Genomic DNA, 12,537 nt, shown 5'->3' with positions numbered 1-12,537 from the left:
CCCTGCCCGTCTGAGGAGAATCCCATGACCGTGGCTCCTGAATCCCCCGCCGCCCCGGCCTCCAGCCTGATCACCACCCTCCCCGGCCCCTGGTACACCTCCGCCTCGGTCTTCCGGCGTGAGCAGGAGCACCTGTTCGAGGCGATGTGGTTCTGCGCGGTGCGCAGCGCCGACCTGGACCGGCCGGGGGCGTTCCGTACGGTGCGGGTGGGCCGGGAGAGCGTGCTGATCACCCGCAACCGCGCCGGTGAGCTGCGCGCGTTCCTCAACATCTGCCGCCACCGCGGCGCCCAGCTGTGCACCGAGGAGTCGGGCACGGTGCGGCGCTCGCTCCAGTGCCCGTACCACGCCTGGACGTACGACCTGGACGGTCGGCTCACCGCCGCCCCGAACCTCCAGCGGATGCCCGATGTGGACCGCGGCGAGCGCGGGCTGCTGCCGGTGCGGCTGCGCGAGTGGCTGGGGTACGCCTGGGTGTGTCTGGCCGATGAGCCGCCGTCGTTCGAGGAGTCCGTCGTCGGGGAGGTCGCCGAGCGGCTCGGCGACACCGAGGCCGTGGAGCGGTACGGCGTGGCGGGGCTGTCGCTCGGCCGCCGGATCGAGTACGACATCAAGGCCAACTGGAAGCTGATCGTCGAGAACTTCATGGAGTGCTACCACTGCGCGACGATCCACCCCGAACTCACCGAGGTGCTGCCGGAGTTCGCCGATGGCCTGGCGGCGCAGTACTTCGTGGGGCACGGTGCCGAGTTCGCCGAGGAGGCCCAGGGGTTCACGGTGGACGGCAGCGCGGGCTTCGACCGGTTCGACGGCATCGCCGAGGACCAGGACCGCCGCTACTACGCGATCACCGTGCGGCCGCAGGTGTTCATCAACCTGGTCCCGGACCATGTGATCGTCCACCGGATGTTCCCGCTCGCCGCCGACCGCACGCTGATCACCTGTGACTGGCTCTACGCGCCGGAGGTGGTGGCCTCCGAGCGGGATCTGTCCAAGTCGGTCGAGCTGTTCCACCGGGTCAACACCCAGGACTTCGACGCCTGTGAGCGCACCCAGCCCGCCATGCACTCGCGCGCCTATCGCGGCGGCGGGGTGCTGGTGCCCAGCGAACACCACATCGGCGCCTTTCACCAATGGGTGACCGACCATGTCCCGACCCCGGAAGCGGAGGAATGCCCGTGAGGGATCTCTTCATAGGAGGCCAGTGGACCGAGGCCATCGACGAACGCACCCGGGAGATCAGGTGTCCGGCCGACGGCTCGCTGGTGGCCGTCGTGGACGAGGGCGGCGGCAAGGACGCGGCCGAGGCGGTGGCCGCCGCCCGGCAGGCGTTCGACCACGGCCCGTGGCCGCGCACCCCGGTGGCCGCCCGCGGTGATCTGCTGCTGCGGGTGGCCGGTCTGCTGGCCCGCGACAAGGCGGCCCTGGCCCGCGCGGAGTCGCTGGACACGGGGAAGCGGCTGGCGGAGAGCGGCCGGGACGTGGACGACGTGATCGCGTGCTTCCGCTACTACGGGCAGCTGGTGCGCACCGAGGCGGCGCGGATCGTGGACACCGGCACCGAGGACGCCGTCAGCCAGATCGTCTACGAACCGGTCGGGGTCTGCGCGCTGATCACCCCGTGGAACTATCCGCTGCTGCAGACGGCGTGGAAGGTGGCGCCCGCGCTCGCCGCGGGCAACGCCATCGTCCTCAAGCCCAGCGAGCTGACCCCGTCCACGGCCATCGCGCTGATGCGGCTGCTGGCGGAGGCGGGGCTGCCGGACGGGGCGGCCAACCTGGTGCTGGGGCCTGGCGCCGAGGCGGGCGCCCCGCTCACCGACAACCCCGATGTGGACCTGGTGTCCTTCACCGGCGGTCTGCGCACCGGGCGCCGTGTCATGGCGGCGGCCTCCGGCACGGTCAAGCGGACCTTTCTGGAGCTGGGCGGCAAGAACCCCAACATCGTGTTCGCGGACGCGGATTTCGAGAGCGCCGTCGACTACGCGCTCACCGCCGTCTTCCTGCACTCCGGGCAGGTCTGCTCGGCCGGTGCCCGGCTGCTCGTGCAGACCCCGGTGCACGACGCGTTCGTGGAGGAGGTGGTGTGCCGTGCCCGTGAGATCCGGCTCGGCGGGCCGTTCGACGAGCGGGCCCAGACCGGTCCGCTGATCTCGGCCGCGCACCGGGCGAAGGTCGAGGCGTATGTGGCCACCGGGCTCGCGGAGGGCGCCCGGCTGCGCTGCGGCGGCCGCCGCCCGGAGGATCCGGAGCTGCGGGACGGCTTCTACTACCGGCCGACGGTGCTCGACCGCTGCCACAGCGGGATGTCGGTGCTGGCCGACGAGTCGTTCGGGCCGGTGCTCACGGTGGAGCGTTTCGCCTCGGAGGAGGAGGCGATACGGCTCGCCAACGACACGGTGTACGGGCTGGCCGGGGCGGTGTGGTCCTGCGACGAGGGGCGGGCGCGGCGGGTCGCGTCCCGGCTGCGGCTGGGCACCGTATGGATCAACGACTACCACCCGTCGGTGCCGCAGGCGGAGTGGGGCGGGTTCAAGCAGTCGGGGACGGGGCGGGAGCTGGGGCCCAGTGGGCTCGCCGAATATCGCGAGGCGAAACACATCTGGTGCAACACCCACCCCAGGCCTCAGGGTTGGTTCACCTGACCCACACCTCGGGCTCGCCCGCCCGACATTGGAGTGTCCACCGTGTCCACTACGCAGGACGACGCCGAACTCACCGAGTTCGGATACCGCCCCGAGCTGAAGAGAACCCTCGGCAGCTTCCACACCTTCGCCGCCGGGATCAGCTACATCTCCATCCTCACCGGCACCTTCCAGCTCTTCTACTTCGGCTTCGCCCAGGGCGGACCCGCCTACTGGTGGTCCTGGCCCATGGTGTTCGGCGGGCAGCTCATGGTCGCGCTGTGCTTCGCCGAGCTGGCCGCCCGCCATCCGGTCGCCGGATCCGTCTACAACTGGGCGAAACGGCTGGGCAACCCGCATGTGGGCTGGCTGGCCGGGTGGATGATGCTGGTCGCCTCCATCGTGTCGCTGGCCGCCGTCGCCCTCGCTTATCAGCTCACGCTGCCGCAGATATCCTCGGCGTTCCAGTTCATCGGGGACGGTTCCGGTACGTATGACACGGCGACCAACGCGGTGCTGCTGGCCGCCGTCCTCATCCTCTTCACCACGGTGGTCAACGCCTTCGGAGTGAAGCTGATGGCCCGGATCAACACGGCCGGGGTGTTCCTCGAACTCGTCGCCACCGTGGTGCTGATCGTCCTGCTCGCCGTCCATGTGGTGCGCGGTCCGGGCGTCGTCACGGAGACCGCGCACACCGGTTCCGGGCAGAACCTCGGCTATCTGGGCGCCTTCCTCACCGCCTCGCTGGCCTCCGCGTACGTCATGTACGGCTTCGACACGGCGGCCTCCCTCGGCGAGGAGTCCCTGGACCCCTCGCGCAACGCGCCCCGGGCGATCCTGCGCGCCCTCGTCGCGTCCTTCGTGCTGGGCGGGCTGATCCTGCTGCTGGCGCTGATGAGCGTCGGGAGCCTGACCGGCGAGGGGCTGTCCACGGACGGTCTGCAGTATGTGGTGCTCGATGTGCTCGGGCCGACGGTCGGCAAGGCGATGCTGTGGTGTGTGCTGATCGCGGTGACGGTGTGCGCGCTGGCGGTGCACACGGCGGCGGTGCGGCTGGCGTTCGCGATGTCCCGGGACAACAACCTGCCCGCCGCGTCGCTGATGGCCCGGGTCAGCCCGCGGTTCCAGACCCCGGTGCTGCCCGCGGTGATCGTGGGCCTGCTCGCGCTGGGCGTGCTGGCCGTGAACATCCGTCAGCCGCAGATCTTCTCGGTGGTGACCAGCATCGGCATCATCATGATCTACGTGGCGTATCTGCTGGTCACGCTGCCGATGCTGGTGGCCAGGGTGCGCGGCCGGTGGACTCCGGCGGGTGAGGGGCGGTTCTCGCTGGGACGGTTCGGGCTGCCGGTCAATGTGCTCGCGGTGCTGTGGGGCGCGGGCATGACCCTGAACCTGGCGTGGCCGCGCGACGCGGTGTACAACGCGGCTCCGCCGCACCACTGGTATCTGCGCTGGGGCGCGTTCCTCTTCGTGGGCACGGTCGCGCTCGGCGGGTTCGCGTACTACTGGTTCGTCCAGCGCCACCGTACGGGCGTGCTGGCCGAGCACGCGGCGGCGACCGGGACGGACAGCGGCACGGCCGCCAAGGTCTGACCGGCGCGGTCTGACCGGCGCGGGGAGCGCGGAGGGGCTGCCTCTCCGCGCTCCGCCGTTCGGGTGATCCGCGGTGCGCGGCGTTGCCTTCGCACTCACCGGAATGGGTTACTGAGTCCGTCAATATCCGGCGGGCCGCCCATCCTTTCCGGAGGAGTGGAAGGCGCGCCGTCATGCTGACTCCGTATTGCCCGGACGGGCTCATCATCCTCACCGACCACCGGGGGAACCGCGTCGCCGTGATCGACCCGGTCTCCCGCCAGGTCGTCCGCACGCTCGGGGTACCGGCCCCGCTCGTGGTACGGGGCGCCTCGGGTCTGCACGCCGGGCTCACCGTCGCCCGGCTCACGGCCGCCGCCGACATCTCGGGGCTGCGTACCGGGCGCTTCGACACGTTCGAGGAACTCCTCAACCGGTTCTCCGGTGTCTTCCCCGACCAGGGTTCGTTCAGCGGTGGCACCCTGGTGACCCTCATCGGCACGAACTTCAGCAACGCCACGGGCGTGCGCTTCGGGTCCCGTCCGGCGGCGAGCTTCACCGTCCTGGACGACGCGACCATCCTGGCGGTGAGCCCGCCCGGCTACGGAGCGGTCCCGGTCTCGGTCACCACGCCCGGCGGCAGCGCCGTCATCGGCTACTTCTTCTATCTGCGCTGGCCCAGCCTGCAGGGCATCGCGCCCGCCGCCGGTCCGGTCGGCGGGGGCAACGTGGTCGAGCTGAGCGGCGTCGGCCTGAGCACCGCGCAGCTGGTGCACTTCGGCGACGGCACGGCGCACCCCACACCGGTCTCCGACCAGCAGCTCCTGGTGGCCGTACCGCCCGCCGCGGGGCCGGGCACCGTCGCCGTCTACGTCACCGCGATCGGCGGGGTGAGCAACCCGCTGCTCTACACCTATGTGGGCGTGCCGACCGTCACCGGTGTGACCCCGTCGACCGGTTCGATCGCGGGCGGTACGACGCTCGTCCTGACCGGTACGGCGCTCAGCCGGGTCACCGGGGTCACCGTCGGCGGCGTTCCCGCGGCGTCCTTCCGCGCGTACTCGGACACCCTGATCGTCGTGGTGACGCCTCCTGCGGCGGGGCCCGGTCCGGCCGACATCACCGTCACCACGCCGGGGGGCAGTGTCACGGTGCCCGGCGCCTTCGGCTATCAGGCGGGTTCGGCGACGGCGGTCGTCTCCGCGCCCGATCCGTCCGTCGTCGGCGAGCCGGTGACCTTCACCGCCACCGTGACCGGGGTCCCGCCCACGGCGGGCACCCCGACCGGCACCGTCACCTTCGACTTCGGCGACGGCACCCCGGCCGTGGTGGCCCAGCTGGCGGGCGGCACCGCCACGGTGACCCACGCCTACGCCGCGCCGTCGGTCACCCCCTACGCCGTCACCGCCGCCTACAGCGGCGACGTCCTGTTCACGGCCTCCACCGGCGACGACACCCAGACCGTGGACGAGGCGGCGACCGAGACCACGCTGACCTCCGCGCCCGACCCGTCCGTGGCGGGGCAGCCGGTGACGCTCGTCGCGCGGGTCGCCCCCGTGGCCCCCGGAGCCGGTACGCCGACGGGCACGGTGACGCTCGACTTCGGCGACGGCACTCCCCCGGTGACCCTGCCGCTGGAGGGTGGCGCGGCGACCGTCGACCACGTCTACGCGGACACCGGCGGCAGCCCGTACGCCCTCACCGCGGACTACAGCGGCGACGCCAACTTCACGGCCTCCACGGGGCTGGACACCCAGACGGTCGAGCAGGCGGCCACGGCCACCTCGGTGGTCCTCGCGCCGAATCCGTCCGTGACCGGACAGCCGGTGACCGTCACGGCGACGGTGGCGGCCGTCCCGCCCGGCGCGGGCACTCCCACCGGGACCGTCACCTTCGACTACGGCGACGGAAGCCCGGCCGTGGTCGTCCCGCTGGTGGGCGGCGCGTCCGGCAGCACCCACGCGTACGCCACCACCTCCGGCAGCCCGTACACCGTGACCGCCACCTACAGTGGCGACGCCGACTTCATCACGTCCGTGGAGACCGTCGTCCAGACGGTGGGTCAGGCCGCGTCCACGACGTCCGTGGTCTCCGCGCCCGATCCGTCCGTGGTGGGCGAACCGGTGGACTTCACCACGACGGTGGCGGCCGTCCCGCCCGGCGCGGGCACCCCCACCGGCACCGTCACCTTCGACTACGGCGACGGAAGCCCGGCCGTGGTCGCCCCGCTGGTGGGCGGCACGGTGACGGCCAGCCACACCTATGCCGACGCGGCGGACTACGCCGTCTCCGCCACCTACAACGGCGACGCGGACTTCACCGGGTCGACCGGCGACGACACCCACACCACCGCACCCGCCGACACCGCCACCGCCGTGACCACCGCGCCCGATCCGTCCGTGGTGGGCGAACCGGTGGACTTCACCGCGACGGTCACGGCCGTCCCGCCCGGCGCGGGCACCCCCACCGGCACCGTCACCTTCGACTACGGCGACGGCACGCCACCCGCCACCGCGCCCCTGACCGGCGGCATCGCCACCAGCACCCACATCTACGCCGACGCCGACGAGTACGCCGTCACCGCCACCTACAACGGCGACACCGACTTCACGGGATCGACCGGCGACGACACCCACACCGTCGAACAGGCCGACACCGCCACCGCACTCAGCGCCGTGCCCGCCCCGTCCGCGGTGGGCCAGCCGACGGTGTTCGTCGCGCAGATCGTCCCCGAGGCACCGGCGTCCGGGACACCGACGGGGACGGTGACGTTCGAGTTCGGCGACGGCGGTCCGCCCGTCACGGCGCCCGTCGTGGGCGGTACGGCGACGGTCAGCCGCCCCAGCCCGGAGGTGGACCAGAGCCCGTACACGGTCGAGGCCACCTACAGCGGGGACGCCAACTTCCTGCCCTCCGGGGCGTCGGACAGCCACGAGGTCGTCCAGGCCGGGTCGACGACGCTGGTGTCGTCCGCGCCGGAGCCCTCGGTGACGGGCGAGACGGTCACCTTCACCGCGACCGTCGAGGCCGCCCCGCCCGCCGCCGGAACCCCCACCGGCACGGTCACCTTCGACTTCGGCGACGGCACCGCGCCCGCCACCGTCCCGCTCACGGGCGGCTCGGCGTCGGTCACCCACGCCTACGCCCACGCGGCGCTCGTCCCGTATCCGGTCACCGTCGCCTACAGCGGGGACCTCAACTTCACCGCGTCCACCGGCACCACCTTCCAGAGCGTCGACCAGGCCACGACCACCACCGTGGTCTCCGCCGAGTCCGAACCCTCGGTGACGGGCGAGGTGGTGACGGTCACCGTGGTGCCCGGCTCGCCCGCGTCCGGCGTCCCGACCGGTTCGGCCACCATCGACTTCGGCGACGGCACCCCGCTGGTCACCGTCCAGCTGGTGGCGGGCACCGCGACGGTCACCCACGCGTACGCCAGCGCGTCCGGCAGCCCGTACACCATCACCGCCGAGTACAGCGGCGACGCCGACTACGCCCCGTCCGAGGACACCATCGTCCACACCGTCGACCCGGCGGAGACCGTCACCCGGGTGACGTCATCGGCGAATCCGTCGGCGGTGGGCCAGAGCGTGACGATGATCGCCCGGGTGTCGCCGACCCCACCGGGCGCCGGTGCGCCGACCGGCACGGTCACCTTCGACTTCGGCGACGGGTCCCCGCCCGTCACCGTGCCGGTCTCCGGCGGCCGGGCTCTGGCATCGCACGCCTACACCAGCACGGCGGGCAGCCCGTACACGGTCACCGCCTCGTACAGCGGGGACGGCGACTTCGCCGCCTCCTCCGGGACCACCGCGCAGGAAGTGGACGCGAGCGTCTCGACCACGGAGACGACGGTGACCTCGGACCCGGACCCGTCGGTCGTGGGCGAGGAGGTCACGATCTCGGCGACCGTCGTGGCCGTGCCGCCCGCCTCGGGCACGCCGACCGGGACGGTGACCTTCAGGTTCGGTGACGGCACCGCGACCGCCACCGTCCCGCTCACGGGAGGCTCGGCGTCGGTCACCCACGTCTACACCGCCGCCAACGCCGGGTACCCGATCACCGTGGTCTACGGCGGCGACAGCAACTTCGCCGGGTCGGCCGGAATCGACACCCAGACGGTCACCCCGGCCGCGTCCACGACGACGGTGAGCACCGCCCCGGACCCCTCCGTCGTCGACGAGCCGGTGACCGTCACCGTGACCGTCGCGCCCGTGAGCGTGGGCGCCGGGACCCCGAGCGGCACGGTCACCCTCGACTTCGGCGACGGCACCGGCCCCCTCCAGGCTCCCCTCGACGGCGGCGTCGCGACCGCCGTCCACGCGTACGCCCACACCAGCGGCAGCCCGTACACCGTCACCGGCACCTACAACGGGGACGCCAGCTTCGCCGGGTCCACCGACACCGACACCCAGACCGTGACCGCGGCGGACACGGCCACCAGCGTCTTCTCGTCGCCGGACCCGTCCGCGGCCGGCCAGCCGGTGACCATCACCGCGGCCGTCACCGCCCTCGCCCCGGCCCAGGGCACTCCGCTCGGCACGGTCACCTTCGACTTCGGCGACGGCACCCCGACCGTGACGGCCGACACGGTGGGCGGGCTGGCGACGGTCACCCACGCGTACACCGGCACGGGCGGCAGCCCGTACACCATCACGGCGACCTACGGCGACGACGCGGACTTCAACCCGTCCACGAACACCGTCTCCCACGCCGTGCTCCCGGCCGCGACCGCCACGGAGCTGACCGCCGGTCCCGACCCCTCGGTGGTGGGCGAAGCGGTGTCCATCACGGCGACCGTCACCCCGGTGGCGCCGGGGGCCGGGACGCCGGACGGGACGGTGACCTTCGACTTCGGCGACGGCACCGCACCCGTCACGCTGCCGCTGTCCGGCGGTACGGTCATCCTCGACCACGCGTACACCCACCCCGGCGCGCTGGCCATCACCGCCACCTACGGCGGCAGCGGCGACTTCACGTCCTCGGTGGCCACCGAACCCCACACGGTGGTGCAAGGGACGACGACCACCACGGTGACCTCCGCGCCGACCCCGTCCGTGGTCGGCCAGCAGGTCACCTTCACGGCGACCGTGGCCCCGGAGCAGCCGGGCGACGGCTCGCCCACCGGGACGGTCACCTTCGACTTCGGCGACGGCACGGACCCGGCCGAGGGGTTCATCGTGGACGGTGTGGCCACGGCCGAGCACGCCTACGCCACCACTTCCGGCAGCCCGTACACGGTCACCGCCACCTACGGCGGCGACCTGGACTTCACCGGTTCCACCGGGACCGCCACCCACACCGTCACCCAGGCCGGGACCGCGACGGAGGTCGGCTCGTCGCCCGACCCGTCGGTGACTGGCCAGCCGGTCGCCGTGACCGCCACCGTCACGGCGGTCGCACCGGGCGGCGGAACACCCACCGGGACGGTCACCTTCGACTTCGGCGACGGCACGGCGCCCGTGGCGGTGCCGGTCGCGGCGGGCGTGGCGACGGCCACTCACACCTGGGCCGGTACGTCGGGCAGCCCGTACGCCATCACGGCCGAATACGACGGCGACGCCGACTTCGCCCCGTCCACCGGCAGCGACACCCAGACCGTCGCCCCGGCCACCACAGTGACGACGGTGGCCTCCGCGCCGGACCCCTCGGTGGCCGGTCAGCCGGTGACCCTCACCGCCACCGTGGCGCCGGTCGAGCCGGGCGCGGGGGTGCCGACCGGGACCGTGACCGTCGACCTCGGGGACGGCAGCCCGGCCGTCACCGCGCCGCTCACCGGCGGCACCGCGACCCTCACCCACACCTGGGCCGGTACGTCGGGCAGCCCGTACACCATCACCGCCGACTACGACGGCGATCCCCACTTCGCCCCGTCCACCGGCGCCGACACCCAGACCGTCGCCCCGGCCGCGACCACCACCACGCTCAGGGGGCTGCCGGAGCCGTCGGTGACGGGCGAACCGGTGACGTTCACCGCGACGGTGACGCCGGACGCGCCGGGCGGCGGTGCGCCGGGCGGGACGGTGACGTACGACTTCGGCGACGGCGGCGCGCCGGTCACCGTCCCGGTGACGGAGGGTGTGGCGACGGCCGTGCACGCCTATACGAGCGCGGCCGGCAGCCCGTACACGGTCAGCGCGCACTATGACGGCGACGCCGATTTCACCGAGTCGGTGGGGGTCGAACCCCACACCGTGCAGCCCGCGCTGACGGCCACGGTGGTCGGCACGTCGCCCGATCCCTCGGTGACGGGCGAGGAGGTCACCGTCACCGCCACGGTCGCACCGGTCGCACCGGGGGCGGGGGTGCCGACCGGCAACGTGACCTTCGACTTCGGCGACGGCACCCCGCTCGTCACCGCGCCGCTCAGCGGCGGCATCGCAACCCTCACCCACACCTGGACCGACACCACCGGCAGTCCGTACGCGATCACCGCGGCGTACAGCGGCGACTCGGGCTTCACCGCCTCCACCGGAAGCGGCACCCACACCGTGGACCCGGCGGCGACCACGACGACCGTGGCCTCGGCGCCGGACCCCTCGGTGGCGGGGCAGGAGGTCACCGTCACGGCCACCGTGGCACCGGTCGCACCGGGGGCGGGTGCGCCGACCGGCACCGTCACCTTCGACTTCGGCGACGGCACGGCGCCCGTGGCGGTGCCGGTCGCGGCGGGCGTGGCCACGGCCGCGCACACCTGGGCGACCACGGCGGACAGCCCGTACACCATCACGGCCGACTACAGCGGCGATCCGCGCTTCACCGCCTCCACCGGGACCGACACCCAGACCGTGGGGCAGGCCTCCTCCGGCCTGCACCTGTTCACCTCGCCGGACCCGTCCGTGGCCGGGGAAGTGGTCACCTTCTCCGCCGAGGTCGAGGCGGTCGCGCCGGGCGCCGGAACACCGACCGGCACGGTCACCTTCGACTTCGGGGACGGCACCCCGCCCGTCACGGCGCCGGTCTCCGGCGGGGTGGCGGCCACCACCCACGCGTACGCGGACTCGGCGGGCAGCCCGTACACGGTCACCGCGGACTACAGCGGCGACGCCGACTTCACGGGGGTGAGCGCCACCGACACCCACACGGTGGCGGCCGGGGCCGCCACCACCATGACCACGCTCACCTCCTTCCCGGACCCCTCGGTGACCGGGCAGTCGGTGACGTTCACCGCGCTCGTGGAGCCGACCCCGCCCGGGGCCGGGGTGCCCACCGGAACGGTCACCTTCCACTTCGGGGACGGTACGGAGGGCGTCACGGCACCCGTCACCGGCGGGGTGGCGACCGCCACCCACTCCTACGCCACCGCGACCGGCAGCCCGTACACGGTGACCGCGCACTACAGCGGGGACAGCAACTTCAGCCTCTCCTCGGACACGGACATCCACACGGTCGGTCCGGCGCCGACCGTCACCACGGTGACCTCCGCGCCCGATCCCTCGGTGGCGGGCCAGTCCGTGACCCTCACCGCCACGGTGGCGCCGATCGAGCTGGGCGCCGGGGTGCCGACCGGGACCGTCACCTTCGACTTCGGGGACGGCACGCCGGTCGCGTCGACGCCGCTCTCCGGCGGGGTGGCCACGATCAGCCACACGTACGCGGCCGCCGGTGGCCCGTACACGGTGACCGCGAACTACGACGGGGACGCGAGCTTCATCTCGTCCAGTGGCACCGACACCCAGACCGTCACCACGGCGGAGACGACGACGGCCGTGGTCTCCGCGCCCGACCCGTCGGTGGCGGGCCAGTCCGTGACCCTCACCGCGACCGTGACACCGGTCGCCCCCGGCTCCGGAACGCCCACGGGGACGGTCACGTTCGACTTCGGCGACGGCACCCCGACCGCCACCGCGCCCGTCACCGGGGGCCTGGCGAGCGTCGCCCACACCTACACCGCCACCTCCGGCAGCCCGTACACCATCAGCGCCACCTACGGCGGGGACGCCTCCTTCACGGGGTCGAGCGGCACCGACACCCACACCGTGAACGCCGCCGCCACCACAACCGCCGTGACCTCCTCGCCCGACCCCTCGGTCACCGGCCAGAACGTCACCTTCACCGCCACCGTCTCCGCCCAGGCCCCCGGAACCGGAACCCCCACCGGAACCGTCACCTTCACCTTCGGCGACGGCACCACGGCCACCACGGCGCCGCTGTCCGGCGGCATCGCCACCCTCACCCGTGCCTACGTGTCGGCCGCGGCCAGCCCGTACACCATCACCGCCACGTACAACGGCGACACCAACTTCACGGGGTCGAGCGGCACCGACACCCACACCGTGAACGCCGCCGCCACCACAACCGCCGTGACCTCCTCGCCCGACCCCTCGGTCACCGGCCA

The 12,537-nt window shown here is 73.0% G+C and carries 4 protein-coding genes; all 4 read left to right on the top strand.

The window, feature by feature from the left end:
* The first annotated feature begins 24 nt into the window (after positions 1-24).
* Complete coding sequence (locus tag ACWC5C_RS40520; RefSeq protein ID WP_450884123.1) at positions 25-1,182, top strand: aromatic ring-hydroxylating oxygenase subunit alpha; 1,158 nt, start codon at positions 25-27, stop codon at positions 1,180-1,182.
* Complete coding sequence (locus ACWC5C_RS40515; RefSeq protein WP_450884121.1) at positions 1,179-2,645, top strand: aldehyde dehydrogenase family protein; 1,467 nt, start codon at positions 1,179-1,181, stop codon at positions 2,643-2,645. Before ACWC5C_RS40520 ends, ACWC5C_RS40515 begins: the two co-directional genes overlap by 4 nt.
* A gap of 33 nt (positions 2,646-2,678) precedes the next feature.
* Positions 2,679-4,220, top strand: a complete 1,542-nt coding sequence (locus ACWC5C_RS40510; protein WP_450884119.1) for an APC family permease — start codon at positions 2,679-2,681, stop codon at positions 4,218-4,220.
* A gap of 173 nt (positions 4,221-4,393) precedes the next feature.
* The coding region (locus ACWC5C_RS40505) for an Ig-like domain repeat protein (protein WP_450884117.1) at positions 4,394-12,537 on the top strand (8,144 nt) is incomplete at its 3' end.

It is taken from the genome of Streptomyces sp. NPDC001700 (assembly GCF_053596435.1).
This window is presented reverse-complemented; position numbering and strand designations above follow the sequence as displayed.